Annotated in this window: 26 protein-coding genes and 1 pseudogene; 12 read left to right on the forward strand and 15 right to left on the reverse strand. The window is 71.1% G+C overall.

What is annotated here, in order from left to right; translation table 11 throughout:
• Positions 1-123 precede the first annotated feature (123 nt).
• Both ACZ4NT_RS02650 and ACZ4NT_RS02655 read right to left on the reverse strand, forming a co-directional pair.
• On the reverse strand, positions 124-372 hold the full coding sequence (locus ACZ4NT_RS02650; protein WP_121409041.1) for a helix-turn-helix domain-containing protein: 249 nt from the start codon (positions 370-372) through the stop codon (positions 124-126).
• Entirely contained in the window at positions 372-869 is a 498-nt protein-coding gene (locus tag ACZ4NT_RS02655; protein ID WP_467722899.1) for a DUF2975 domain-containing protein, read from the reverse strand. Before ACZ4NT_RS02655 ends, ACZ4NT_RS02650 begins: the two co-directional genes overlap by 1 nt.
• A 226-nt stretch (positions 870-1,095) precedes the next feature.
• On the opposite strand from ACZ4NT_RS02655, the gene nhaA reads away from it, so the two are divergent.
• The gene (gene nhaA, locus ACZ4NT_RS02660) at positions 1,096-2,973 is read left to right on the forward strand and encodes a Na+/H+ antiporter NhaA (RefSeq protein WP_467722901.1); all 1,878 of its coding nucleotides are present in this window, start codon (positions 1,096-1,098) and stop codon (positions 2,971-2,973) included.
• A 308-nt stretch (positions 2,974-3,281) separates the two neighbouring features.
• On the opposite strand, the gene ACZ4NT_RS02665 is transcribed toward nhaA, so the two are convergent.
• The 4 genes from ACZ4NT_RS02665 to ACZ4NT_RS02680 form a co-directional block, all read right to left on the reverse strand.
• Complete coding sequence (locus ACZ4NT_RS02665) at positions 3,282-5,477, reverse strand: MMPL family transporter (protein ID WP_467722903.1); 2,196 nt, start codon at positions 5,475-5,477, stop codon at positions 3,282-3,284.
• A 475-nt stretch (positions 5,478-5,952) separates the two neighbouring features.
• Entirely contained in the window at positions 5,953-6,519 is a 567-nt protein-coding gene (locus tag ACZ4NT_RS02670; RefSeq protein WP_121409045.1) for a snapalysin family zinc-dependent metalloprotease, read from the reverse strand.
• Between the two features lie 288 nt (positions 6,520-6,807).
• Entirely contained in the window at positions 6,808-7,674 is an 867-nt protein-coding gene (locus tag ACZ4NT_RS02675; protein WP_121409046.1) for an AraC family transcriptional regulator, read from the reverse strand.
• A 289-nt stretch (positions 7,675-7,963) separates the two neighbouring features.
• Positions 7,964-8,776 carry a GNAT family N-acetyltransferase gene (locus tag ACZ4NT_RS02680; RefSeq protein ID WP_467722904.1) on the reverse strand — a complete coding sequence of 271 codons (813 nt, stop codon included), beginning with the start codon at positions 8,774-8,776 and terminating at the stop codon, positions 7,964-7,966.
• A gap of 311 nt (positions 8,777-9,087) precedes the next feature.
• Here ACZ4NT_RS02680 and ACZ4NT_RS02685 point away from each other — a divergent pair, with 311 nt between their 5' ends.
• Both ACZ4NT_RS02685 and ACZ4NT_RS02690 read left to right on the forward strand, forming a co-directional pair.
• Positions 9,088-10,257, forward strand: a complete 1,170-nt coding sequence (locus ACZ4NT_RS02685) for a MerR family transcriptional regulator (protein WP_467722906.1) — start codon at positions 9,088-9,090, stop codon at positions 10,255-10,257.
• A 109-nt stretch (positions 10,258-10,366) separates the two neighbouring features.
• The gene (locus tag ACZ4NT_RS02690) at positions 10,367-10,543 is read left to right on the forward strand and encodes a hypothetical protein (protein WP_183117236.1); all 177 of its coding nucleotides are present in this window, start codon (positions 10,367-10,369) and stop codon (positions 10,541-10,543) included.
• 165 nt (positions 10,544-10,708) lie between these two features.
• Here the strand turns inward: ACZ4NT_RS02690 and ACZ4NT_RS02695 are convergent, their stop codons facing one another.
• Positions 10,709-11,158, reverse strand: a complete 450-nt coding sequence (locus ACZ4NT_RS02695; RefSeq protein ID WP_467722908.1) for a hypothetical protein — start codon at positions 11,156-11,158, stop codon at positions 10,709-10,711.
• A 294-nt stretch (positions 11,159-11,452) separates the two neighbouring features.
• Between ACZ4NT_RS02695 and ACZ4NT_RS02700 the strand changes: the two genes are divergently transcribed.
• Positions 11,453-11,983, forward strand: coding sequence for a GNAT family N-acetyltransferase (locus ACZ4NT_RS02700; RefSeq protein ID WP_467722910.1), 531 nt, complete (start codon positions 11,453-11,455; stop codon positions 11,981-11,983).
• A 404-nt stretch (positions 11,984-12,387) separates the two neighbouring features.
• On the opposite strand, the gene ACZ4NT_RS02705 is transcribed toward ACZ4NT_RS02700, so the two are convergent.
• From ACZ4NT_RS02705 to ACZ4NT_RS02725, 5 genes and pseudogenes are all read right to left on the reverse strand, one after another.
• Positions 12,388-13,563, reverse strand: coding sequence for a zinc-dependent alcohol dehydrogenase (locus ACZ4NT_RS02705; RefSeq protein WP_467722912.1), 1,176 nt, complete (start codon positions 13,561-13,563; stop codon positions 12,388-12,390).
• Positions 13,560-14,558, reverse strand: coding sequence for an SRPBCC family protein (locus ACZ4NT_RS02710; RefSeq protein WP_467722914.1), 999 nt, complete (start codon positions 14,556-14,558; stop codon positions 13,560-13,562). The genes ACZ4NT_RS02705 and ACZ4NT_RS02710 overlap by 4 nt, the downstream gene beginning before the upstream one ends.
• 353 nt (positions 14,559-14,911) lie before the next feature.
• Positions 14,912-15,145, reverse strand: a pseudogene (locus ACZ4NT_RS02715) (alcohol dehydrogenase catalytic domain-containing protein); the annotation flags it as partial.
• A gap of 128 nt (positions 15,146-15,273) precedes the next feature.
• Complete coding sequence (locus tag ACZ4NT_RS02720; RefSeq protein ID WP_121409053.1) at positions 15,274-15,705, reverse strand: DUF5958 family protein; 432 nt, start codon at positions 15,703-15,705, stop codon at positions 15,274-15,276.
• 82 nt (positions 15,706-15,787) lie between these two features.
• Positions 15,788-16,363 carry a CGNR zinc finger domain-containing protein gene (locus ACZ4NT_RS02725; RefSeq protein WP_467722916.1) on the reverse strand — a complete coding sequence of 192 codons (576 nt, stop codon included), beginning with the start codon at positions 16,361-16,363 and terminating at the stop codon, positions 15,788-15,790.
• A 103-nt stretch (positions 16,364-16,466) separates the two neighbouring features.
• Here ACZ4NT_RS02725 and ACZ4NT_RS02730 point away from each other — a divergent pair, with 103 nt between their 5' ends.
• The 4 genes from ACZ4NT_RS02730 to ACZ4NT_RS02745 all read left to right on the forward strand — a co-directional run bounded on the left by ACZ4NT_RS02730 (position 16,467) and on the right by ACZ4NT_RS02745 (position 20,304).
• A complete protein-coding gene (locus tag ACZ4NT_RS02730) occupies positions 16,467-17,639 on the forward strand; it encodes an epoxide hydrolase family protein (protein WP_467722918.1) in 1,173 nt (390 codons plus the stop codon).
• A gap of 465 nt (positions 17,640-18,104) precedes the next feature.
• Positions 18,105-18,773: a hypothetical protein gene (locus tag ACZ4NT_RS02735; RefSeq protein ID WP_467722920.1), complete on the forward strand. Its 669-nt coding sequence runs from the start codon at positions 18,105-18,107 to the stop codon at positions 18,771-18,773.
• Between the two features lie 173 nt (positions 18,774-18,946).
• Positions 18,947-19,237, forward strand: coding sequence for a cupin domain-containing protein (locus tag ACZ4NT_RS02740; protein WP_121409056.1), 291 nt, complete (start codon positions 18,947-18,949; stop codon positions 19,235-19,237).
• Positions 19,238-19,698: 461 nt separating this feature from the next.
• Complete coding sequence (locus ACZ4NT_RS02745) at positions 19,699-20,304, forward strand: polysaccharide deacetylase family protein (RefSeq protein WP_467722922.1); 606 nt, start codon at positions 19,699-19,701, stop codon at positions 20,302-20,304.
• A 30-nt stretch (positions 20,305-20,334) separates the two neighbouring features.
• Here the strand turns inward: ACZ4NT_RS02745 and ACZ4NT_RS02750 are convergent, their stop codons facing one another.
• Positions 20,335-21,093 carry a bestrophin-like domain gene (locus tag ACZ4NT_RS02750; protein WP_121409058.1) on the reverse strand — a complete coding sequence of 253 codons (759 nt, stop codon included), beginning with the start codon at positions 21,091-21,093 and terminating at the stop codon, positions 20,335-20,337.
• A gap of 25 nt (positions 21,094-21,118) precedes the next feature.
• On the opposite strand from ACZ4NT_RS02750, the gene ACZ4NT_RS02755 reads away from it, so the two are divergent.
• Entirely contained in the window at positions 21,119-21,271 is a 153-nt protein-coding gene (locus tag ACZ4NT_RS02755; protein WP_467722925.1) for a hypothetical protein, read from the forward strand.
• A gap of 117 nt (positions 21,272-21,388) precedes the next feature.
• Here ACZ4NT_RS02755 and ACZ4NT_RS02760 read toward each other — a convergent pair whose 3' ends face one another.
• Positions 21,389-21,592 carry a hypothetical protein gene (locus ACZ4NT_RS02760; RefSeq protein WP_467722927.1) on the reverse strand — a complete coding sequence of 68 codons (204 nt, stop codon included), beginning with the start codon at positions 21,590-21,592 and terminating at the stop codon, positions 21,389-21,391.
• Between the two features lie 426 nt (positions 21,593-22,018).
• On the opposite strand from ACZ4NT_RS02760, the gene ACZ4NT_RS02765 reads away from it, so the two are divergent.
• The 3 genes from ACZ4NT_RS02765 to ACZ4NT_RS02775 all read left to right on the forward strand — a co-directional run bounded on the left by ACZ4NT_RS02765 (position 22,019) and on the right by ACZ4NT_RS02775 (position 22,898).
• Complete coding sequence (locus ACZ4NT_RS02765; RefSeq protein WP_121409059.1) at positions 22,019-22,207, forward strand: hypothetical protein; 189 nt, start codon at positions 22,019-22,021, stop codon at positions 22,205-22,207.
• A gap of 72 nt (positions 22,208-22,279) precedes the next feature.
• A complete protein-coding gene (locus ACZ4NT_RS02770; RefSeq protein ID WP_467722929.1) occupies positions 22,280-22,552 on the forward strand; it encodes a hypothetical protein in 273 nt (90 codons plus the stop codon).
• Between the two features lie 79 nt (positions 22,553-22,631).
• On the forward strand, positions 22,632-22,898 hold the full coding sequence (locus tag ACZ4NT_RS02775; RefSeq protein ID WP_121409060.1) for a hypothetical protein: 267 nt from the start codon (positions 22,632-22,634) through the stop codon (positions 22,896-22,898).
• Positions 22,899-23,235: 337 nt separating this feature from the next.
• Here ACZ4NT_RS02775 and ACZ4NT_RS02780 read toward each other — a convergent pair whose 3' ends face one another.
• Positions 23,236-23,661, reverse strand: coding sequence for an ATP-binding protein (locus tag ACZ4NT_RS02780; RefSeq protein ID WP_121409061.1), 426 nt, complete (start codon positions 23,659-23,661; stop codon positions 23,236-23,238).
• Between the last annotated feature and the right edge of the window lie 106 nt (positions 23,662-23,767).

The raw sequence follows: 23,767 nt of genomic DNA on the forward strand, positions 1-23,767 counted from the left end.
CCCCCCCCCCACCCCCCCCCCCCCCCCCCCCCCCCCCCCCCCCCCCCCCCCCCCCCCCCCCCCCCCCCCCCCCCCCCCCCCCCCCCCCCCCCGCCACCCGCCACGGGGCGGCTCCCGGGCGGATCATCCGTCCGCGGTCTCGCCGACTTCCACGACCTCCCGGCCGGCCTCGGTCTCGTAGCGCAGCAGATCTCCCGGCTGGCATTCGAGCACCTCGCAGAGCGCGGCCAGCGTCGCGAACCGCACCGCCTTGGCCCGCCCGTTCTTGAGCACCGCCAGGTTGGCGGGTGTGATTCCCACACGCTCCGCGAGTTCACCCACGGACATCTTCCGCTTCGCCATCATCACGTCGATGTCGACGGTGATCGGCATCAGATCACCTCGTCCAGCTCGGCCTGCATCTGCGCCGCCTCCCGGTCGCGCGCGACGGCCTGGGCGAGCAGCGTCCGCAGGACGAGGACGATGAGCGCGACCCCGAGGACGGCCACGCCCACCCCGCCCAGCAGCAGGACCACACCCGGGGCGACGGCCTCGCCCGGCGCCAGGACGACTCCGAGTGCGAACACCAGGAGGGCGGCCGCCACGACCGCACCGATCACGACATCCACGTAGCGGAAGGCCCCGTGAGAGAACACCGTTCCGTGCCGCACCATCGTGACCAGCTGCCATACGCAGACCAGGACGACCTGGACCGCCACGATGCCCAGGACCGTGATCACGAGGACGCCCGCCCGGGGCAAGGCGAGGTCGTCGTCGATCCCGTTCAGGTCGGCGGCGAGCAGCGGCACCATCACCGTCTGAATGAACACGGACCCTGCCAGCAGCATCACGAGCACACCGCGCAGCGCGCGCACTGTCACCCTTCCCATGCCTCTCCTTCGATCGACCAGCGATGGAAATCTATCGAGATTCGATAGGTGAGGCAAGCGGTCGCGCGGAAGCCGTCTGCCGTGGCGCGACGTGCGGGGCCCAAGCACGCAAGGCCGTCGCCCCGCTGCCGCGCCCATCGGCCCCGGCACACCCCCGCCGGCCCGCACCGGACGCGGGGCGGCGGGGTGTGCCGGGGCCGCGGACCGGCCCGGTGATAATCGAGCGATGACGGAGACAGGCCTGGAGGACGCACCGCGTATCTCCACCAGCAGTGCCGTACGCCGGCAGAGTTTCGTACGCACCGAGACGGGGAGCGCGGCCCTGCTGCTCGCCGCGGTGGTCGCGGCGCTGCTGTGGGCCAACATCGCACCGGGCGTGTACGAGGAGGTCTGGCGGACCAAGCTGTCCATCGGCCTCGGCTCCCATCAGCTCTCGCTCGAGCTGGCCGAATGGATCAACGCGGGCCTGATGAGCCTGTTCTTCTTCCTCGTCGGCCTGGAGGCCCGCCGGGAGTTCGACATGGGCGAGCTGCGCGACCGGCGCTGGATGCTGCTGAGCGCCATCGCCGGCCTGACCGGCATGGCCGTCCCGGCGCTCATCTATGTCGCCGTCAACGCCGGGCACACGTCCGTCCACGGCTGGGGCGTGGCCATGTCGACGGACACCGCGTTCGCGCTCGGCATCCTCGCGCTGTTCGGCTCCCGGATGCCGGCCGCGCTGCGGGCGTTCATGCTGTCGATCTCCGTGGTCGACGACCTGGTCGCGCTGCTCGTGATCGCCTTCTTCTACAGCGACGACATCCGGCTGCCCGCGCTGCTGGTGGCGCTCGTCGCGCTGCTGATGATCGTCGGCCTGCGGCTGCTGGGGGTACGCCGCGGGATGTACTGCGCGCTGCTGTCGGTGGTGGCGTGGGTGGCGCTGCACGAGGCGGGCGTGGATCCGGTGGTCACGGGACTGGCCGTCGGCGCGCTGGTCGTCGCCTACCCCGCCGACCGGGTCGACCTGGAACGGGCGAGCGGTCTCTTCCGCCTGTTCCGGGAGCAGCCGACGCCGGAACTGCAGCGTTCGGCGGTCCAGGGGCTCGCCGCGGCGATCTCGCCGAACGACCGGCTGGAGCAGTTGTTCCTGCCATGGGTGAGTCTGGTGATCGTACCGCTGTTCGCCCTGGCCAACGCCGGTATTCCGCTGAGCGCGGCCGGGCTGGCCGACGCGTTCACCTCCCGCATCACCCTCGGCATCCTGTGCGGGTTCGCGGTGGGCAAGGTGCTCGGCGTGGTGGGTTCCATGGCGATCGCCCGCCGGCTCAGCGGAGGACGGCTGCGGCCCGGCGTGGGGTGGGGATCGGTCACTGCCGGCGGCGCGATCGCGGGTGCCGCGTTCACCGTGTCCCTGCTGATCGCGTCGCTGGCGTTCGACGGCCGCGAGCTGGAGCAGGCGCGGATCGGCATCCTGTCCACGCTGATCGTCGCCTTCCTCGTCGCTTCGGCGGTCACCGGGGTGATCAGGCTGCTTCCGCCGGCGCGTCGGGCCCGCGCCCTGCTCGGCACGAACGAGCCCCTGACCGATCTGGCGGTCGCGGTCGACCCGCGTCACGACCGGGTACGCGGACCCGCGCACGCGCTGGTCACCCTGGTCGAGTACGGCGACTTCGAATGCCCGTACTGCGGCCAGGCGGAGGCGGCGGTCCGGGAACTGCTCGGCAGCGACGCCGATGTCCGCTACGTGTGGCGGCATCTCCCCCTCCACGACGTCCATCCGCGCGCCCAGCTCGCCGCGGAGGCTTCCGAGGCGGCCGCCGCGCAGGACAGCTTCTGGCCGATGCACGACCTGTTGATGGACCGTCAAGACGCGCTGGGAAAGGCCGACTTGCTGCGGTACGCGTCCGAACTCGGGCTGGACGTCGCCCTCTTCCGCAAGGATCTGGAACGTCACCTGGGTGCGCGCCGGATCGCCGAGGACATGGACTCCGCCGACCTGAGCGGAGTGTCGGGCACACCGACGTTCTTCGTCAACGGGCGCCGCTACCACGGCGCCTACGACATCGCGGGCCTGTCCGACGCGGTGGAGCAGGCCCGCCAACGGGCCCTCGCCGCACAGGTCTGACGACGGCACGGCTCGGGCCGGTCCCGCACCCGAACGCGCGAGAGCCTGCCGGTGCGGCGCCGAACGCATGGCGCTCGGGGGCGGGACGGCATGGGGCCGCCCCCTCCGCACCGGAGGTCCTCGCGGTGATCATGTACGACCTGAGGCCCTCAAAGGGTCACGCAAGACCTGCTTTCCCCGCGGGGATCACGTATGAACTGAGGGCCCTCACGGTGATCACGTACGGCGGGGCGGCAGGCCCCTCGTCGAGCGGGCCGTCTCCGGCACGCTCGACGAGGGGCCGCCCGCCGGCCCGCCTCCTCGAGGCGTCAGCCCCGGCGCCCCGACGGCTCCTCGGCGACGGAGCCCCGGTCCTCGCCGGAGACCGGCGGCCCGGCTTCGCCGGATAGCGCCCCCGCGCCGGTCGCGGTGCCCTCGGCACGGTCTCCGTGCCCCGGCCACCAAGCGGCGTGGCCGATCAGGGCGGTGAGGCTCGGCGTGAAGAACATCGACATCACGAAGGCCGCGACGGCGATACCGAACGAGACCGCGAAGCCCATCTCGGTGAGGAGCGCGTTGCCCGCCAGCATCATCGTGGCGAAGGTCGCCGCGAGGATGAAGCCCGCCGCCGCGACGGTGGGACCGGCGTGCCGGACCGCCATACCTGCCGCCTCCCGCGGGTCGCGGCCCTCGCGCGCCTCCTCGCGAAGCCGGGCGATCATGAGGATGTTGTAGTCGGTGCCGATGGCGACCACGAACAGATACATGATCACCGGGAGCATGAACATCAGCCCCGAGTGCCCCTGCCCGTCCTGGAAGATCCAGACGGTGGCACCGAGCGTGGCGCCGAAGCCGAGGCCGACCGAGGCCATCAGATAGAGCGGCGCGACGACACTGCGCAGCAGCAGCCCGAGAATCACCATGATCAGCGCCGCTGCGACCGGGAAGACGGTCCGGTAGTCGTGGTTGACGGCCGTACCGATGTCCTTGTAGATCGACGACATCCCGCCGACCAGGGCTTCGGTCCCGTCGGGGGCGGCGGAGTGCGCGACGTCCCGCACCTCGCCGACCGCGTCGATCGCCCGGTCCGTGGAGGCCTCGTACTCGAGCGTCACGGTGAAGTCCGCCGTGGTACCCGCCTTGTTCAGCTGGGTCAGCTTGGCGCTCGCGACACCGTCCACGGCGCCGAGCCTGTCCGCGTATGCGCCGAAGTCGGCCTTGTCCAGCGGCTTGCCGTCGGAGCTGGACAGGTAGACGTCGGTGGGCGCGGCGGCACCGGCGGAGTACGCCTTCTGCATCTCGTCCTGGACGACCATGGACTCCTTGGTGTCGGGCATGGACCCCGACGCCAGGTCGAACGTGGCCTTGTAGCCGAACATGCCGAGCGACAGTGCGACCAGGACGAGACCGGACAGCGCCGCCGTCAGTGCCGGGCGCCGCTGCACGCCGCGGCCGAGCGCAGCGAAGCGGGCGTTCTCGGGCTCCTGGCGCCACGACTTGGACGGCCAGAAAACCTTGGGCCCGATGAGCGAGACCACCGCCGGAATCAGGGTCAGTCCCGCCACCAGCGTGGCGGCGACCGCGATGGCGAGTGCCGGGCCCATCTGCTTCAGGAAACCCAGCGTGGACAGCACGAGCGCGAGGAAGGCGATGATGACCGCCCCGGCCGCCGAGGCGATGGCCTCGCCGACCCGGCCGACGGCGTTGACCATGGCTTCCTTGGGTTCGTCACCGGCGCGCAGACGCTCGCGATAACGGAAGATCAGGAACAGGAAGTAGTCGGTGCCCACGCCGAAGAGCACGACGATCAGGATCGACGAGATCGAGCTGTTCGCCTGCAGGTCGAACAGCTTGGTGGCGTAGGCGATCAGCCCGTTGGCGACGGCGGACACCAGACCGATCAGGATCAGTGGCAGGACGGCGAGGATCGGTGCCCGGAAGATGATCAGCAGGGTCACCAGGATGATCACGAAGGTGCCGATGCCGATCAGCGCCTGGCCCCGGCTGGACGAGTCCTGCTGGTCCAGGGCCTGCGCGGCGGAACCGCCGAGCTTGACGTCGAGACCGGTGCCCTTCGCGAGGTCCTTCACCTCCTTGCGCAGCACCTCCGCCGCGTCGGCCTGCTTGGGCTGACCGGCGTTCTTGCTGTCCATCTGGACCAGGGTCGTGGTGTACCTGCCGTCCTCGGACGGCCGGCCGGGGACGACCTTCTGCACCTGGTCGATGTTCTTCCTGCCCAGCTCGGAGGTGATGCGGGCGACGTCCTTCTTGTCGGCCGCGGTCAGCTTCGCGCCGTCACTGCGCTGGTAGAGGGCGATGGCGGACGGGGTGAAGGCGCTGGGGAACGCCCTCTCCTGGAGATCCGCCGCCCTGATGGATTCGTAGCTGCTGGGCAGAAAGCTGCTCTCGTCGCTGCTGCTGGGCAGACTCGGAGCGGTGGCGACGATCGCCACCGCCGCGATCAGCCACGCCACGATCGTCCAGACGGGATGTCGGACGACGGCGTTCCCGATACTTCGGAACATGCGGAAGGTCCTCCTACGCAGGAAGATCACCACAACCCGGGGAGCGGTCCCTGGCAACGGCGACCCCGACCGGCACCCTCCACCGGTACCGGCCGATCGGTTGTCTTGGGCTCCGATCGTAGTGACCGCGTCCGGTAATTCTCATGCCTAATACGGATCTTGACGCAACTTCACCTTCGCACCCGCGACGCCGGAACGCGCCGGCATCGGGGGTGCGTTCGGGGCGCGATCAGAGCGACGAGGCCTGTGCCCACGTCCCGCAACGGCACGGGCGCGGCTGCTGCCGACGCCGAGTGGTCGAGTGGTCCTGGGCGCGGCAGCCGGCGGAGGAGGCGATTCGGGAACCGTGATCGCAGGGTGCCGTGCGAACCCCCCGACCCGGTCCGGACGCACGGGCGATCGCATCTGCTTCGCATGCGCGGCCGGACCGGACCCGGGGGACGGAGAACCGTTCCGGGGCCTTCCGTCAGGCCCCTCAGCCGACGGTCGGCGTTGCCCGGGGCGCCGCATCGGTACGGCTCCCGAGAGCCGCTCCGAAGTTCCCCTCGACCTCGGCCTTTTCGGCGGAGTTCGGATAGGGGTTCGTGCACGCCACGCCCGCGCTGGAGCCCGACATAAGGCTGGAACACGGGCCGGGCTTGCGGTCGGGCAGTCCCAGGATGTGCCCGAGTTCGTGGGACGAGATGCGGATCGTGTTGTACCCCTGGTTGACGGCCTCTCGCCCGATGTAGACGGTTCCGTTGCCGAGCGAGGTGGTCAGGGCGCGGGGCCAGCCGTTGTCCGCGAGAACCCGGATGTTGGCACGCTGTCCGGACGCGACAGGACGCAGCTCGACGCCGTCCACGCTCTCGTTCCAGATGGCTGCGCCCCGGTCCACCGCGGACTTGAACTCGGCGGAGCCGCTCGCGTCATAGGTGACGACACGGGCCGCCGAGACGGACACGGCACCCGGCGAGGAAGCCGCGGCGGCTTGACCGCCCAGCAGGGGCAGGGACAGTAAGAGCGACGCGGCCAGACAACCGGTCGTGGTTCGGACGTGCATGGTCGACCTCCTTGTGGGGGCAGGCAGTCGTGCACATGACATTCGCCCTGTCCCTCCCCCACCGGGAGGAAACCCAATCCCTCAATCGGGCCGCCGCATCGGCGTCTCGGGTGCGGCCGTCCCGCATGGCCGGTGCCGCGTCGACATCCGCAATGCGGCAGGCCCACCGGCGCGGTGGCGCGTCGAAGCCTGGGGTCCGGCCGTCCCAGTCGCGCCGGGCCGGCGCGAGCGGGCGGTCGGCCCGGACCGTGGCGGCCACCCTGCTTCGGCCGCCGGCCCAGAGACCATTCAGGCGCCTTCCCGCTCCACCGGAAGCCACAGCTCGGCGTCCGCCTCCGTCCCGTCGGACGACATGCGGGTCCGCAGGATCTCGGGGCCGGGGCGGCTGCGGTACGGGTTGGACGGGAACCACTCGGTGAACACGTCCCGCCACAGGAACTGGATCGCCTCCGGCGCCGGCCCGGAGGTGGTGAAGACCGCCCAGGTGCCGGCCGGGACCGGCAGGACGTCCGTACCTTCGGGGGCCGTCGTGGACGTGATCACGCCCTGGTAGTAGTCGAGTTCGGTCCCCTCGGCGCGACTGGGGTCCAGGTCGTCACAGACCGCGAGGACGCCCTGCGGCTCCCCGTCCGACATCTTCTCCAGCCGTTCCAACGCCTCGCGTCCGATGCCGCGGACGAAGTCGATGATCGCCTGGTTCGGACCCGTGTGCACCAGCGGTACCCGGGCCTTGAAGCCGACGACACTGAAGGCGGGCCTGTCCACTACGCGGTACCGCATGCTGCTGTTCCCTTCGACGGTGAGGCGGAAGGCCAGCCGGGGCTGGGACACGAGCGCGGAGCCGCTTCGCCGGGCCTCGCCCGGACCGACGCCGTGCATGGCGCGGAACGCCCGTGCGAACGCCTCGCCCGAGCCGTACCCGTAGCGCACGGCGATGTCCAGCAGCGGCTCACCGCCCGCGAGCACCTCGGCTCCCGCCACGGTCAGCCGGCGGCGCCGCACGTACTCCGACAACGGCATCCCCGCGAGCGCGGAGAACATCCGACGCAGGTGGTACTCCGAGGTCGCCGCGATACGGGACAACTCCGACACGTCCACGGACCGGTCGAGGTGACGCTCGATGTGGTCCATGGCCTGGTTGAGCCGGTCCAGCATGCCCGGCCTCCTTCCTCTGTTCGACCACCACGCTAGGCGGCACACCTCCCCTCGGACCCGACATCCTGTGCCCGATCCGGTCGGGTGCGAGCGGTCGCGGGCCCCGTCCGTCCCGGAGCCCGCTTGGCGGCAGGACACCTCGGGCCGAGGCAGGTGAGCCAGGCCCGTCTCCGGTGACAGACACACCGGAAGCCCGGCACCTCCACATGCCCGGAGACGGACATGGATACGGACGCGGCCATGGACGCGGCAGGGCACGGGGAGCGGTACCCCGCCCGCCGGCAACCGCTCAGCCGGCGAGTCTCAGCGACAGCTGATCCTCGATCCTGCGGTAACCGAGGCGCTGGTAGAGCGCGTTGCTGGTGGGATTAGCCAGGTCGGCGAAGAGCACCACGTGACCCGCCCCACGCTCCTGGGCCAGCCGGGTGGCCGCCGCGGTGGCCCCGGCGGCATAGCCCCGGCCGCGCCGCGAGGGCGGCGTGTAGACGGGTCCGATCCGGGCGTGCCCGACCAGGACCTCGGACGTGGCCGCGAGCGACACCGGCCCCTCCCCCGCGACCTCCCAGAGGACCAGCTGGCCGGCGGCCGCCCTGCGGGCCGCGAACTCCTCCAGGTTCCGGTCCGCCGGCAGACCGGTCTCGGCCAGGAAGGCCCCCAGCCATGACGTCAGCAGCGCCAGATCCGCTGCCCCGGCAACTCGGGACCGCCCCTCGACCGTCGGCGGCTCGATCAGTTCGGTGAGCCCGAACAACCGCTCCACGCGCTCGACTTCATGGCGTCCCCAGGCCCGGCCGAACGCCGACGCGACCTCGTCGGCTCCTCTGACGGTGGCCACGCCCCTTCCTCGCAACACCCCCGCCAGCGCACCCGCCGCCTCCGCAGGCATGGGGCTCAGCAGCGCCGGGTGAGGAGGCGTCTGGAGGAAAGCGCCGCCGACCGTCCCTCCGTCGGCCCACCAGCCGAGACGCGCGTCGGACCAGACCCCGGCACGAACGTTCTCGGAAACGGTCAGGAGTACGGAGGAACGGGCAGGGTCCCCGGCCAGCAACTCGCCCGCAGCCTCACGGAACTTCTCGATGTCGTCGGTCAGATGCCAAGTCATGGCCCATGGTCGCGTGCTGCCGCGGGAGCCGCACCTGCTTTCTGCGGGGCCCGGTGACGGACGCCGTGGCCGGTAGGGCGGTTCGGAGCCCGGAGACATTCCGCCGCGCACCCCCGTAGGCTTCCGGACTGGAACGATCAAGATCGCCGGCCTTCATCTCCCGTGCCCCACAGGCGAGTTGCCCCAGCCGGGGTTGCCGGGTTCCACACCCCGGTCCGGGCGGCGGCGAGACGGCGGTTGACCTTCACCTTGGGGGAGGACTCACCATCGGTGGAGCCGGGCCACCCGCTCGGCACGAGGAGGGAACGAGCATGGGTCTGCTGACCATCGGGGCGTTCGCCAAAGCGTCCCGTCTGTCGCCGAAAGCGCTGCGCCTGTACGACGAACTCGGCCTGCTGACCCCCGCACGCGTCGACCCGGTCACCGGCTACCGCCGCTACGCCCCGGACCAGTTGGAGCAGGCCCGGCTGGTCGCCTGGCTCCGCCGCGTCGGCATGCCACTCGCCCGCATCCGGCACGTCTGCACGCTGGAGGCGGCTGCGGCGGCCGAGGAGGTCCGGGCGTTCTGGGCCCAGGTCGAGGCCGACACCGCCGCGCGCCGGGACCTCGTCGCCTTCCTCGTCGACCACCTGTCCTGGAAGGACGTCGCCATGTCCCCGACCGCCACACCCCTGGAGATCCGTTACGCCGCCCTCTCCGACCCGGGCCTGGTCCGCGAGAGCAATCAGGACACCGCCTACGCCGGGTCCCGCCTGCTCGCCGTCGCCGACGGCTACGGCCGGCGCGGAGGCCCCGCGAGTGCCGCCGCCGTGGACGCGCTCAAGCATCTCGAAACCGCCGGCCTCCCGGCGGGAGACCTCCTCAACCTGCTGGAGGACACGGTGGAGCGGGCGGAGCAGGCCGTACGCGGAGCAACGGGGGCGGAGGACTCACCGGACGAGGCGGGGACCACGCTCACCGCGATGCTCTGGACCGGTTCGCAGCTGGCCCTGGTCCACGTCGGTGACTCCCGCGCCTATCTCGTGCGCGAGGGAGAGCTGTTCCAGATCACCCACGACCACACCCTGGTCCAGTCGATGGTGGACGAGGGGCGCCTCACTCCGGAGGAAGCCCTCTCCCATCCCCGGCGATCCCTGCTGGCACGGGCCCTCGGCACCGGTTCGGCAGCCCCGGACATGCGTCTGCACGACGCTCGCGCCGGAGATCGTTTCCTGCTGTGCTCGGACGGTCTGTCCGCCGTCGTACCGGCCGCGGAGGTTCGCCGGGTCGTCACGGCGGCCGACTCCCCCGACCGGGCGGTACGGGAACTCGTCGACCTCGCCGCCGACGCAGGCGGACCCGACAACGTCAGCTGCGTGGTCGCCGACGTGGTCGACGCCCGGGCCCAGGAGCCGGCGCGCGCACCGGTCACGTACGCGACGGCCGACTCCACGGAAACCGGCGTGCCCCGCGGCTGCCGGAGCCGCGGGCCAGGTGAGTGAGCAGTACGTCGCGGAAGGCGGCGGTCGCCACCCGGCCGGTCGACTCGACGTGCGGTGGGCCGTCGGCTGGTTAACAGTCGTGACAGTCCCCCACTCGAAGGAGAGCTCCATGCTTCGGCGTATTTCCCTGGTCCTCGTCGGTCTGACGGCTGTCGGCTTCCTCGCGGCGTCCCCTGCCGCCGCCCACGACACCGACATCGACGGCGGCTGGGTGGACGGCAGCCACGTCCGCGTGAACGACATCGAGATCGAGACCTTCGACGCCGGCTCCTTCCACGTCGGCTGATCGACGGCGCACCGAACAGCCGATGGGCTCCCTCGCGGCGCCCATCGGCTGTTGTGCGCGCGGACGGGCGGGATCCCGCACCCCGGCGACACCGGCCGGAGGCCGGCCGGCGGGTGCGTGCCGGACACGACACAACTCACGCCGCCGGTCGGGAACTCGCGGCTCTCAAGGAGCGAGCGGTGCCCGAGCCCCGTCGTCGGCCCCGTCGTTCGGTGGCCACGAGAGTCGCGGGCGGCCGAACCAGTCCTTCGCGTCCGCGCTCGTCGACAGCAACACCAGTACCGCGCCCATGGCAATACCCACGCCCCACGCCCCGCGTCCGGCCAGGAGGGCGGCCCCGCTGCCGAGGGCGATCACCCAGCCGATCACGACCGCACCCCGCCGGACCCTCGCGCCACCGTCGGCGAAACGGGCCGCGACGACGAACGACACGACGGCGAGCAGCGTGAAGGCCGTAGCGGCCAGAAGCAGCATGGGCATGATCAGCAAGCCCATGGCACCGGTCTCGAGCGTCGCGGCGACCACGGTGAGCCGGACGACCGGGACGAGGCACGCCGCGCCCGAGAGGACGAGCACGGCGCGAGCGCGTCTGACTGCGCCGGGCATACGGGTCATGCGCGTTCCTTCGCTGATGTACGTGCGGGCGGAGCCGGATAGGACGCTCAGGTTTCCTGCGCGCTTCCGTCCGCCAAATTAGTCGTCCGGCGGTGGTTCGAGAACACCTGCGATCTCTTCGATGCCGATGAGCAACCCTCCATGTCCCCGCGGAAGGGAACCGGGCACATGCTCGGAGACGGCGAGGGCGTACCGTCCCGGGTGAAGGGTCACGTCGGTCGAGGAGACCGGTGCCGGCGGCATCGGCGGGGGAGGCAGTTCCGTGGTCGCCCATGAGGATTGCGAGCGCGCACGATGTGGGGTGGTCAGGGCGTGAGCACCCTGTCGGCCGGGCCCATCCGCACTGCACGACTGGACCTGGTGCCGCTTCTCGTCGAGCACGCCGAGGAGATGGCCGAGGTGTTGTCCGATCCGGCCCTGCACACGTTCATCGGCGGCACCCCGGACACACCGCAGGCACTGCGCTCGCGCTACGCGCGCATGACGGCCGGCTCTCCCGATCCGGACGTGTCCTGGCTGAACTGGGTGGTCAGGCTCCGTGAGGGAGCGTGTCCCACCGGTACGGTCCAGGCGACCGTCGGCCACTCCGACCAGGGCGCCAGCGCCGAGATCGCCTGGGTGGTGGGAACGGCGTGGCAGGGCAGAGGAATTGCCTCCGAGGCCGCGCGCGGCCTCGTCGACTGGCTCGGCCGCCGGTCGGTGCGGACGGTCGTCGCTCACATTCACCCGGAACACCGGGCGTCCGCCGCCGTGGCCGTCGCCGCCGGGCTCTCCCCCACCGGCATCCGGCACGAGGGCGAGGTCCAATGGCGCCGGGATCTCTGAAGCGGCGGTGGCCCACGGCGGAGCCGGCCCCGCGGCCGAGTGCGTTCGACGGGCGTCGTCGCTGAAGGCGGAGGAACGGCGGGCGCCCGTCTGACAGGGAGTCGGAGGCGAGGGGGGCGGCCCGGGGGGCCCCCTGTTCCCCCCCCCCCCCCCCCCCCCCCCCCCCCTCCCCCCCCCCCCCCCCCCCCCCCCCCTCCCCCCCCCCCCCCCCCCCCCCCCCCCCCCCCCCCCCCGAGCCGACTGCGCCGCCGAGGTCACCCCTGGGCCCACTGCCTGCTCCGAACCGCCGTACTGAGTCCGCCGCCGGTTCCGAGCCGTCGCCACAGCCCCCGCCGCCGGTTCCGGCGACGTCGCTCCCGGCTCCCCCGACCAGGCCGGAGGCTCCCGGCGCGGCCGGAACGGGCTCAGGCCTTCAGGACGACCTTCTCGCAGTTGTCCTGCTTGTTCTTGAAGATGTCGTAGCCGTGGGGAGCCTCGCCGAGCGGCATGGTGTGCGTGATGACCCGTGTCGGGTCGATCTCTCTCCGTTCGATGCGCTCCAGCAGCGGCTTCATGTACCGCTGCGCATGGCACTGACCGGTGCGCAGGGTCAGCGACCTGTTCATCCAGGCGCCGGCCGGGAACTTGTCGACGAAGCCGCCGTACACGCCGATGACCGAGACGATGCCACCGCTGCGGCAGGACGTGATCGCCTGACGCAGGACGTGCGGACGGTCGGTCTCGGAGCGCACGGTCTGCTTGGCCTTGTCGTAGAAGTGCACGTGGCCGGAGCCGTGGGTCGCCTCCAGGCCCACCGCGTCGATGCACTTGTCCGGGCCGCGACCGCCGGTCAGCTCCAGCAGGGCGGAACGGACGTCCACGTCCTCGAAGTTGATGGTGGAGTAGCCCTCGGCGGCGGCCATGTCGAGGCGGTAGCGCTCCTTGTCGATGGCGATGACCTTCGCCGCCCCCAGCACCCGGGCACTGTCCATGGCGAACTGGCCGACGGGCCCCGCACCCCACACCGCGACGACGTCCCCGTCCTGGATGTCGCACATCTCGGCGCCCATGTAGCCGGTGGGCAGGATGTCCGACAGGAACAGGACCTGTTCGTCGGTCAGATCGGACTCGATCTTGAGGGGATTGAAGTCGGCGAAGGGCACCCGGGCGTACTCCGCCTGGCCTCCGGCGTACCCGCCGGTGAGGTGCGAGTAGCCGAAGATGCCTGCTGTCGGATGCCCGAAGAGCTTCTCCGCCATGCCGGCGTTCGGGTTGGAGTTCTCACAGCACGAGTACAGCTCGTTCCGGCATGCCGCGCAGGACCCGCAGGCGATCGGGAAGGGCACGACGACGCGGTCGCCGACCCGCAGCTTGTCGCCGTCGACTCCGGGGCCCACCTCCACGACCTCGCCCATGAACTCGTGGCCCAGGATGTCGCCCTTCTCCATGGTGGGGACATAGCCGTCGAGCAGGTGGAGGTCGGAACCGCAGATCGCCGTGGAGGTGACCCGGATGATGGCGTCACGGCTGTTCAGGATCGACGGGTCGGGAACCTTCTTGACCTTGACCTTGTTCTTCCCCATCCAGCAGTTCGCCTTCACGACAGCGCCTCCTTGAGCTCCTTCTTGGTGAGCGGCCGGGCGGGATGCTGGGGGAACTCCTTGCGGGCCCGCTTGCCTCCCGGGGCTCCCTCCGAACGGACGACCTCGCCGGTCTCCACGACCTGCTTGAAGCGGCGCAGGTCGTCGTCGAGCTGCTGCGACGGCTCCTCGCCGAAGTAGCGTGCGACGGCCTTGCCGAGCGAGCCGCCGGGGATGTCGTAGCGCAGGGTGACGTGGACCTCGGTTCCCCGGCCCCCGGGCGCGGGGGTGAAGCGCACCTCGCCCGAGTTGTCGATGTCGGCTCCCTCCAGGGACCGCCAGGACAGGACCCGTCCGGGCACGTCGTGGATCGTCTCGGCGTCCCATTCGACCTTGGAACCGAAGGGGGCCGATGCCTTCCAGTGGCTGGTGCGCGGGCCGGTGACGCGCACCTCGTCCAGGTGGGTCATGAATGTCGGCAGCGTGTCCAGCTGCTGCCAGTGCGCGTACACCTCCTGAGGGGATCGGATCACGGTCGTGGTGGCGGTGAGTTCCATGGAGATGCTCCTGCTCGGGCGGGTCACGGCTGCGTGGACGTCGACGGCGGCGATCGCCGCTGTCGCCGCCGTGACGAGTACGGTGCGGCCGGTCCTGCGGCCGTCGTGGTTCCTCGGTGCTCTGGTCAGCAGCGCCAGATCGACGGCGTCGCCACCGACGCGGGTCCACAGCCAGGCGCGGCGCGGCCGGCCGAGCAGACCGGCCGCCGCCGTCAGCTCGCGTACGCCCAGGGCCACGGTGGCCGGACGCCGGCCCGGCGTGGCGGCCACCCCCAGGCTTCGCGCGAACCGCCCGGGCGCGGCCACCTGCCCCACGCCGAGCAGCGCACTGGCCCAGCCGCGCACCAGCCGGTCGTGCCGGAGAGCGACGGGCGAGCCGTGGCGCGCGACGCGGGACCAGACCCGCCTCCCGCCCGGCGGGCTCGCGGATCGTGGACGTAATTCCAGTCCGGTCGTCATGGTTCACTCCTGAACGAAGTCGGACGGCGAAGTCCGGCGCGTCGGCCCCGCGGCGAAGTGGGGCCACTGTGACGAGCACCCGTATCCGGGCGAATCAAACGGAGATCACCGGAACGTCCGATCGCGAGGCGGACAGGAGGGACCCACGGCGATCACGGACGGTCAACGGCCCGGGGCGTATCCCGTTCCTCCGGCCCCGCCGCCCCTGCGGGCTGCCGCGGCGCTCTGTCGACCAGGCACGTTCGCCTCTGCGGCGAGGGTGGCGGCACCTTTTGCGGGCCCTGCGGCCCGACCACCCGGGCTGGCGGGTGTCGAGGGCACCGGTGACCGGCGCGGCCCCGTGCCGTCGCTCAGACGTGCTGTCCGACGGCGTCGATCACACCCGCGCCGTCGCTGTGCGGGACGACGCGCGCGTACGGCATCGACGAGCCGAGCCAGCCGCGCCGCTTCTTGGTGTCACCGGGGTTCACCCCCGACACGGTGACGCGGACGCGGACTTCGCCGAAGCCGGGCTCGGGATCGGGCAGTTCACCGACGCGGAGCACTTCGGCGGCCGGACCTTGGGTCTCGTACCAGGCGGCGAGCATGCGGTCTCCCTGTTCCTGCCGCCTCGGCACGCCAGGGCCCCAGGCCGAACGAGTTCGTGCCGACCGACGGCCGCCGTACGGAAGGGCGGGCGACCGGCCAGTCGGACCACGAGCCGGAGTGGGCGATGCTACAGCTGCTCGGTGTCCGCTGACAGGTTGTGCCAAGCATGTCGGCAGGCGCCTTTGCAGTACATCTCCCGACGACGGGTGTCGGCGACGGCGAACACGGAGACGATGACACGGAATGCGTTGACGTGCTCGGCGGCGGGGAGAGCGGCGAACCCGTAGCGGGGCGGTTCCCTGCAGATCATCACCGAGGGATTGGCCGTGGGCTTCACCCCGGACCGCGCCACCCCGGCACGGCCGTCCGCGGCCGTGATGCGCGCCTGCATCGCATAGCCGGCGACTTCCTGCAGCACCTCCTGTCGGCGCGTCGGCGCGAGGCCGGCGAACCAGCCCGCACCAGCATCCAACGTGCGGCGGTCTTGGACGATCTCGTTGACGACGCGCTCGGTCTCGCGCCGGAGGTCACGGTCGTCGGCACTGCTTGTCCCGGTCACTGCCCGAGGCTCTCACGATGCCCGGTCCAGGCCGAGGTCGGTGTCCGCACGCGACAACGCACTTGGGCGTACCGAGGTGGCCTCAGCCCGCTGAGCTGGGGCTCTTGCTCCGGTTGGCATGGAAGCGTGCCTTCTTCTCACGATTCCCGCACGTGTTCATGTCGCACCACCTGCGGCTGCGACTTCGACTGGTGTCGAAGAAGGCGGCTCGGCAGGTCGGCGATGCGCACAGAGCCAGTTTCCCGTCCCGTTCGCCCGCGATGATGCTGATCGCGTCGGCGGCGATCACGCCGAGGGCGTCTTCCACGCCGGAAGTCGAGCCGAGCCGCCATCGCCGCCCGCCCTCGGGCGTCAGGATCGCCGCGGCCCGCCCCTGGACGCTGCAGTCATTGATGACGTGCACGGCAGCGGCCGGGAGAGGCTCCTGGATCGCGGCCGCCGTCGCGGCAGCGTGAATCGACTCCCGCAGCTTCCGGGCGAGTTCGAACTGGGCGGAGCTGCAGGCGTCCACAGCGAGGCCGTACACCGCCAGCCAGTCGATGAGGCGCTGCGGTGTGGGAATGCGCTCCACGGCGTCGCCGTGCCGCTCCGACAGCGTTCCCGTGAAGCTGGTCGCCAGCACGGCGCCGAGGCGAAAGTCAGGGATCCCAGCAGGCATGGAACCACCTTAGCCGGTTGCACGCGGACACGGAGGCATAGTAGAACCGTCCTAGCCGGTTCGCGATGCGTCAGAGCCGGTTCCGCGATGGCCAGGAGGTCTCATGCCCCGCCCGCCCAACGACGTGCAAGCATGCGAAGCCCACGCGACAGACGCCGACCTCGAAGAACTGCGCGCCCGACTCGCCGCCGCGCGGCTACCGGAGGCCGAGACCGTCCATCGCGCCGCGCCCGGTCCTCGCCGATGGGATCAGGGCGTTCCTCTCGCCGACCTCGTCGACCTCGTGAACTACTGGCGCACCGAATACGACTGGCGGCCGTTCGAAGAACGCCTCAACCGCATCGGCCAGTTCCGTACGAACATCGATGATCTCGGAATCCACTTTCTGCACCGCCGATCCGCCCGCACGGATGCCACTCCCCTGATCCTCACGCACGGCTGGCCAGGCAGCATCGCCGAGTTCGTCGACATAGTGGACGAGCTGGCGGATCCGAAAGATGCAGAAACGCCGGCGTTCCACGTCGTGGTCCCGTCGCTGCCAGGTTTTGGCTACAGCGACAAGCCGACCGGCACCGGATGGGGAACCGAAAAGATCGCCGCCGCTTGGGTGGAATTGATGGGACGGCTCGGGTACGGCACGTTCCTGGCCCACGGCGGCGACTGGGGCGGAAACATCACCACGGTTCTCGCCGGCAGGTTCCCGGCGCACGTTCTCGGCATCCACACCTTGTTCGCCGAGGCGCCGCCCGGCTTGACGACGGACGGCCTGACGGCGACCGAGCGCCAATGGGCCGATGAGACCCGCGATTTCTGGCTTCACCGCGCGGCGTACGCGAAGCAGCAGGCGACCCGGCCGCAGACCATCGGCTACTCGCTCGTCGACTCACCCGTGGGACTGCTGGCCTGGATCCTCGACAAGTTCTCCGAGTGGTCGGACACCGTGGACAGCCCGTTCGAGACGATGTCCAGGGACAGGATCCTCGACGACGTCACGCTGTACTGGCTGACGCGAACCGGCGCCTCGTCGGCCCGCATCTACTACGAGAGCCACAACTCACTGGACCCCGAACTCCGGGTCGACGTCCCGTCGGCGATCAGCATGTATCCCCGCGACATCGAGAAGTGTCCGCGCCCCTGGGCACAGGAGCGGTATCGACACATCGTCCGATGGAGGTCGCACGAAGTCGGGGGACATTTTCCGTCGCTGGAGGTCCCCGACTATTTCGTCAAGGACCTGCAGGAGGGCCTCGGGGCAGTGCTGGCCGCCCACCGGTGAAGGCGCCCAGGCGCCCGCGGCCGGTCACTCGTTCGGAGCGTGACCTGGGAATTCACGTCCGGGAGGACGCAGACCGACGGCCTGGCTGACCGCGCAGATCCAGCTCAGAGCCCGCTCTCCCCATCGTCATCGGGGAACGGCAACGGATCCGTGACCCAGCCGGCGGTCAGCACGAGCCGCGTGTGGCTCCGTTCACCGCACGGACCGCTGTCGTCGGGACTGCCAATCCATCCCCATCGTCAACGCGCGCCAGATGCGCCCGGTCATACGTCGGCTCAGTGACGCGCCACCCCGCCCCAGCAGCACCGTACCCGTACGCTGCGGTCCTACTTCGTACCCGTCCGGCGTGTACTCGAGCGCTCCCACGTCCCCGCTTGCCGCCTCCTCCCGCCTGCAGGCCAAGATGGATGCACTATCCACCCCGCGGCCCAGAAACTCCGGGCCGGGAACAGCGAGGATGCACCCTTGATCCACCACAGGACGGCCAATGTGGTTCTGGCGCTCTCGGGACTGCTGCTCTCCGCCTGCGACTCAGGCTCGCCCGCGCAGCCGAAAGCCGACCGACGGGTGGTCCTGGACCGGCTGGCGGCAGCCGACAGCGCCCCCTACTCAGCCGCCCTCGACGCCGTCACACGCTCCGGAGCCACACGCCTCCAACACATGGCCGGACGGATCAACCTCAACGCGCCCTTGACCGGGCGCACAACGGACAAGACCCAGCAGTACAGGGAAGACGTCGTCATCACCCGGAAAAAGGTGTACCGGCGCGCTACCGGCACCCATGGTGTGTGGCAGGAGTTTCCCGCGTCGGCGGCCAAGGGCGGCATCCCGGTAGACCGGCTTCCTCAATACGCCCGTCTCATACTCCGCGGCGGATCCGTGCACCAAGGCGGTGAACCCATTCGCGTGTCGGCCCGCCTCACCCCCGAAGACATCGCATCAGTCGACAAGACCAGCGGTCGCAACCTGAACGGAGCCACCGCAATAGACGCCGACGTCTGGATCGACGAGGACGGCCGCATCGTGCGCGTGCGCCAGGACATCCACTTCGCCTCCCACCCTGACGTCACCGGCACACTCACACTCGGGGCCTTCAAGAGCCCTATCGCCGTGGGTGCCCCGCAAGCGGAGTGAACCCTGCCGGCCCGTCGACACGTGGACACCCCCAGCCTTCGGCCAGCTTGTCCACGGCGCGGCTGGTGCGGCGCACTCTCGCCCTTCCGCCGTCAAGGGATAGGCTTCCACCTGGGACGTTGCATCCACCCGCCCGCACACCGGCGCAGCAGCCGAGGGAGAGAAGAACCGCCATGACGACCACGGCCCGCTCGAGTGTGCAGCACGAGGACGAGCAGGTCCGTGTCACCCGCTGGGACTTCGACCCCGGCCAGGGCACAGGGCTTCATGTGCACGCTTACGACTACGTCGTCGTCCCCGTCACCGACGGCCTGACCGATGCGATCACCCCTGACGGCACCGTCACCCGCTCGCAACTGCGGGCGGGGCAGTCCTACGCCCGCCCTGCCGGCGGCGAACACGAGGTCGTCAACGCCGGCACAGCCCCGCTGGCCTTCGTCGAGATCGAGATGAAGCGGCCGTAGTGGTACCGCGGGCCACGGAGTCAGGTGAACGCCCGCCACCGGCACGAGCCGTGGTCAACCCATGCTGCGAACACGGGAAGGTGCCGACAGAACCCAGCAGGCCATCGCCCACCCAGCGGGAAATCTGGGTCTTCGTCGTGACCACTCCCCCGCACCCGCGTTGACCGGCCATGACTCCCCCACCTGTGCGCACCCTGGTGCGCCGCGCGACACCCCTGCTCCTGGCCACCGCCGCCGCCCTGGCTCCGCTCCCGCTACTCCCTCGGCCGGCCACGGCCACGGCGTGGCCGGTGGTGAGCGGGAGCGTCCCGTCGTCACCGCAGGCTGCCGTGGGGAGGGGCACTCCGTCGCATCTCCGCCGCGCGCTGCCCGGGTCGGCGGAGCCCACGCCGTCGGTGTCCGTCCCACCGGCGGTTCAACCGGGGCCGCTGGAACGCCTCTTCGGATCGGAGGTCCGGCGGATGCCCACGACCCGCCGGGTGATCGCCCTGACCTTCAACGCGGCGTGGGACGAGACGGGAATCGACGGGGCCCTGGCCGAGCTGCGGCGGCGCGGGGTGCCCGCCACCTTCTTCCTGACGGGGCGGTTCGCCGAGCGTCACCCCGCCGCGGCCCGCGCGATGGCGGCCGAGCACGGCCTGGGCAACCACTCCTACAGCCATCCCCCGTTCGACGGACTCACCCCGGCGGCGGCGCGGGAGGAGGTCCTGCGCGCGGACCGGGCGATCCGCCGGGCGAGCGGAGCGGCCCCGCTGCCGTTCTTCCGCTTCCCGTACGGCGCCACCACCCCGCGGGGGATCGCAGACGTCAACGCGCTGGGCTTCGCGGACATCGAGTTCAGCGTCGACACCAACGGCTATCTCGGTACGGCGCGCGGCATGACGGTGCAGAAGGTCGTGGACCGAGTCCTGGACGGTCTCTCACCGGGAGAGATCGTCCAGATGCACGTCGGTACGTCGGACGGGGGCGCAACCGCCCTCGACGTGCAGGCACTTCCCCGGATCATCGATGCCGTGCAAGCCCGCGGCTACCGCATCGCCGACCTGCGGAGTCTGCTCTCCGCCTGACGACCGACGCGGGGTGCGACCCGGGCGGACTCAGGCGCTGGTGGCGTACAGCTCCCGCAGCGGCTGTGCTGAGTCCGCCCCGTCGTGGCCGAAGGGAGCGTCGAAACTCCACACCATGAAGAGCAGGAGGACCACCAGCGCGCTGAAGGTGGTGGCCAGCAGGATCTCACGTGGCGAGTGGCGGATCTGGAGGGTGTAGAGGAGGCCCAGGGTGACGGCTCCGCCCGCGATGAGGCCGAACCACACCACCCCCGGGAGGGTCGTGCCCGCACTGTCCAGACGCTGGTGCCGGGCGTCGTCCGCGGCGGCCACCTGGTCCAACAGCGGCTGATAGGCCTGCGCTTGGAGTTCGTCGGCCGGGGCGTGGCGGGCGATGTCGGTGCGGATGCGCCCCATCAGCCGGGCACCTTCGGCTCCGGGTTCCTCGTCGTTCTGGATCGCCGGCCACTCGGCCGTGACGGCGTGCCGGGCGTACGTGTCGATGTGTTCGCGCACCTGGGTGCGGAAGGCGGCGGGATAGACGTCGAGCCGCTGGTTGATCTCGTAGAGGGCCTGGGCCTCGCGCTGGACCGTGTCCTCCGCGGCGCTGCGGGCCTCCCAGACGCCGGCGATGGCGAGGCCCAGGACGATGGCGTAGACGACACCCACCATCATCACCATGTACTCCAGTACGTCGGGTGTCTGCGTGGTGTCCTCGTCGGCGAGGCGGCGATGGCGCATCACGGTGACCGCGACGACCAGGGCACAGACCAAGACGGAGGCCAGGGTGTAGATCATCCATTCCGGCACGGGAGAACTCCAGGACTACGGGTGGGTGGGAGGGGTGGGCTTCGGTCAGCCGCGGCTGCGCCTACGGGAGTTGGGCCGCAGCGCGGCGGCGGCCAGGATGGCCGGTGTGGTGACGACGGACGTCCTCATGACCGTCGACATTCCGACGGGCGCGGGCCGCGCCGGACCGCCGGTGTAGTGGCGGCGCGGCACCCAGTGGAAGGCCGCCACGGCCGGCGGGGCGGGCCTGGCGGGCCGTACGCGGTGGACCGACGGTGGCTCGGGAGTCGTCGCGGGCGCCGCCGGCTCGATGGCGTCACCGGGCGTCGCAGGCGGTGCCGCGCTGCGGAGCATCGGTGCCGCCGGGGGCTCGGGCGGGCCGCCATGGTCCCGCGATGGCTCGGGCCCGGGCGCCGAGGGGGCGGGAGCCGGAGAAGAAGGGGTCGAGGAAGAAGGAGCCGGGGAGGGAGGAGCCGAGGGCGTCTCCGATGGAGCGGGTGCTCCGCCGATCTCGACCCACGCCCCCGGAGCACACACGACGATGTGCTCGGCGGTGCCGTCGATGTGAACCCCGGCGGCGGTGGCCGACATGCCGGGCAGCGGGCACAACGCCGCGACTCCGAGACCTACGGTGACCCACCCGCTCACCTGCAATGCACCCCTGTTCCGCGAGTCGAGGAGCGTCCCCCTGCCCGGATCGGGAGAGGAGGACGCCCTGTGGGTCGGTTGACGCGCTACAAGAACGACGAGGTGGAGCGTGCGGTAACGGCGAGATCGTTCTCGGCTGCCGAACGGGTGGGGCCGAGGCCGGCGGTCCGAGGTGATGCGGTGCCGGCCTCATTTATCCGCTCGCCGAGCCGCGTCGGCCTGCGTAGGGTCGTCCCGCGCGGACGAGGGTGCGGGGGCGCCGGAACGCACGGGCGTGCCGGGCCGGAGTCGGGGGACGATGAGCAGAAGGCGTTACGTCGCACGGGGCGTGCCCGGCGGCTACCGGATCTGGGACAACCGGGGGCGCCGGTGGTGGGGCGACTTCTACGAGCTCTGCCCCGACGATCTCCTGACCGAACTCAACGGCCGGGCGGACCGCGACCGGATCACCGCGCTCATGAGGCGATACCGCGCTCAGAAGCGGTAGCCGCCGTCGGCTCTTTCCGGAAACGGCAACAAAAGTGGCCCGCGGGGGCGTCCTGAACACAGCCTGGGCGGCATGACAGGAAATCAGAACGGCTCCCACTCCACAGCGGCCGAAGAGGATGCCGCACGGAATCGCGACCGCGGCGCCGTCTCCACCACGCACGACCAGGGAGGTCCGGCGGTCCGAGGGGCCGTGGCCGCCGCGCCGATCGCGCGCGCGGCCGCCCCCCGCCGCCCCTCTGGCGTGCCGGACGCGGATCAGGCCATCGAACACCCGGCGTTCTCCGCGGAGATGGAGCAGCAGGTCACCGCTGCCGTCCTCGGCGACCGCCGGCACGGCCTGTGACGCCGCACCCCGCCGCCACGTCTCCGCGACTCCACCGTACGCGTCTTCCACGCCGCCCAGACCTGAGGATCATCCCGACATGACCGAGCACTCCACCACCCGTCCGGCCCTGCACGTCGGCCCCCCGCCCCGGCATCACATGGCGCTGATGATCTGGCTGGCGGTCTTCCCCACGCTCACCGTGCTGCAACTGCTGCTGCGCGGCCTCGGCCTGCTCGACGGTGCGCCGCTGGTCCTGCGCACCCTGGTGCTGGCGACCATCGCGGTCCCGATCGTCATCTACGGCCTCATGCCGCCGCTGCAGCGGCTTCGGACCCGCCTGGTCGGCCGCCGGAGCCGGACCTGACGGTGCTCCGGCGTCCGCCGTCCGTGAGGCCGACGCGGCAGGTCTCGTACGACGTACCCGGGTCCGCCGAGACGGCGGATCCCGGGCGTCCGCTCGGCCGGGCGCGAGCCATGCGTTTTCCACCGACGGGTTTCGGTCACAACCCTGTTGTACGACCGGATCGAATGCGATGCTGAGCCCGCGGTGATCCTCCCGCTCCACGGTGGAAACCGCTGGTCGCGTCCGTGTGCAACGGTACGGACAGGCTGCGCCGTCCCTCCCGCGCCCTCCCCACGGGAGGGCCGACGCGTGTCCGAAAACGGCGCGGTGTTGGGCCGCCCGGAAACGGGCGGAACGGTCAGCGCCGGCGTCCCCCGGCCTCGCCGTCGGTGTCGTCGGTCAGGGCCAGGCGAGCGGTGATCCTCTTGCCGACCGGTTCCCGTTCGATCCGGAAGCCCTGGGTGATGGCCATGACGATCTCCAGGCCGTGCTGCCCGATGCGGCTGGGGTCGGCGTCCCGGGCCACCGGCAGCACCGGATCGCTGTCCCACACGGTCACCTCGACCGCGGCCCCGTCGATGCGCAGCTCCAGCAGCACGGGGCCGGGGGCGTACTTGCGGGCGTTGGTCACCAGCTCGCTGACCACCAGCTGGGTCAGGTCCATCGCGCGCGCGGACACCGCGAGGGCCTGCTCGGTCTGGACGCGCGTGAGGAACCCGGCCGCGAAATGCCGGGCCTCGGCGATGCAGGCACCGTCCCCTTCCAGCGCGACGACGGTCTTCATCGGATCGGAAGTCGGCACCCCGTCGCCGCCTTCCTCACCACCGGAAACTGACTCCACCAGGTCCACCTTCGTTCCCCCGTTCACGCGCGCGCCTACCCCGCTCTCG

This window comes from Streptomyces sp. NPDC026417, from assembly GCF_055567695.1.

Excerpts from the sequence above, each read along its gene's own strand:
- ACZ4NT_RS02650 (WP_121409041.1), bottom strand. The coding sequence starts at position 372 with ATGCCGATCACCGTCGACATCGACGTGATGATGGCGAAGCGGAAGATG.
- ACZ4NT_RS02655 (WP_467722899.1), bottom strand. The coding sequence starts at position 869 with ATGGGAAGGGTGACAGTGCGCGCGCTGCGCGGTGTGCTCGTGATGCTG.
- nhaA (WP_467722901.1), top strand. The coding sequence starts at position 1,096 with ATGACGGAGACAGGCCTGGAGGACGCACCGCGTATCTCCACCAGCAGT.
- ACZ4NT_RS02665 (WP_467722903.1), bottom strand. The coding sequence starts at position 5,477 with ATGTTCCGAAGTATCGGGAACGCCGTCGTCCGACATCCCGTCTGGACG.
- ACZ4NT_RS02670 (WP_121409045.1), bottom strand. The coding sequence starts at position 6,519 with ATGCACGTCCGAACCACGACCGGTTGTCTGGCCGCGTCGCTCTTACTG.
- ACZ4NT_RS02675 (WP_121409046.1), bottom strand. The coding sequence starts at position 7,674 with ATGCTGGACCGGCTCAACCAGGCCATGGACCACATCGAGCGTCACCTC.
- ACZ4NT_RS02680 (WP_467722904.1), bottom strand. The coding sequence starts at position 8,776 with ATGACTTGGCATCTGACCGACGACATCGAGAAGTTCCGTGAGGCTGCG.
- ACZ4NT_RS02685 (WP_467722906.1), top strand. The coding sequence starts at position 9,088 with ATGGGTCTGCTGACCATCGGGGCGTTCGCCAAAGCGTCCCGTCTGTCG.
- ACZ4NT_RS02690 (WP_183117236.1), top strand. The coding sequence starts at position 10,367 with ATGCTTCGGCGTATTTCCCTGGTCCTCGTCGGTCTGACGGCTGTCGGC.
- ACZ4NT_RS02695 (WP_467722908.1), bottom strand. The coding sequence starts at position 11,158 with ATGACCCGTATGCCCGGCGCAGTCAGACGCGCTCGCGCCGTGCTCGTC.
- ACZ4NT_RS02700 (WP_467722910.1), top strand. The coding sequence starts at position 11,453 with ATGTGGGGTGGTCAGGGCGTGAGCACCCTGTCGGCCGGGCCCATCCGC.
- ACZ4NT_RS02710 (WP_467722914.1), bottom strand. The coding sequence starts at position 14,558 with ATGACGACCGGACTGGAATTACGTCCACGATCCGCGAGCCCGCCGGGC.
- ACZ4NT_RS02725 (WP_467722916.1), bottom strand. The coding sequence starts at position 16,363 with ATGCCTGCTGGGATCCCTGACTTTCGCCTCGGCGCCGTGCTGGCGACC.
- ACZ4NT_RS02730 (WP_467722918.1), top strand. The coding sequence starts at position 16,467 with ATGCCCCGCCCGCCCAACGACGTGCAAGCATGCGAAGCCCACGCGACA.
- ACZ4NT_RS02740 (WP_121409056.1), top strand. The coding sequence starts at position 18,947 with ATGACGACCACGGCCCGCTCGAGTGTGCAGCACGAGGACGAGCAGGTC.
- ACZ4NT_RS02745 (WP_467722922.1), top strand. The coding sequence starts at position 19,699 with ATGCCCACGACCCGCCGGGTGATCGCCCTGACCTTCAACGCGGCGTGG.
- ACZ4NT_RS02765 (WP_121409059.1), top strand. The coding sequence starts at position 22,019 with ATGAGCAGAAGGCGTTACGTCGCACGGGGCGTGCCCGGCGGCTACCGG.
- ACZ4NT_RS02770 (WP_467722929.1), top strand. The coding sequence starts at position 22,280 with ATGACAGGAAATCAGAACGGCTCCCACTCCACAGCGGCCGAAGAGGAT.
- ACZ4NT_RS02775 (WP_121409060.1), top strand. The coding sequence starts at position 22,632 with ATGACCGAGCACTCCACCACCCGTCCGGCCCTGCACGTCGGCCCCCCG.
- ACZ4NT_RS02780 (WP_121409061.1), bottom strand. The coding sequence starts at position 23,661 with ATGAAGACCGTCGTCGCGCTGGAAGGGGACGGTGCCTGCATCGCCGAG.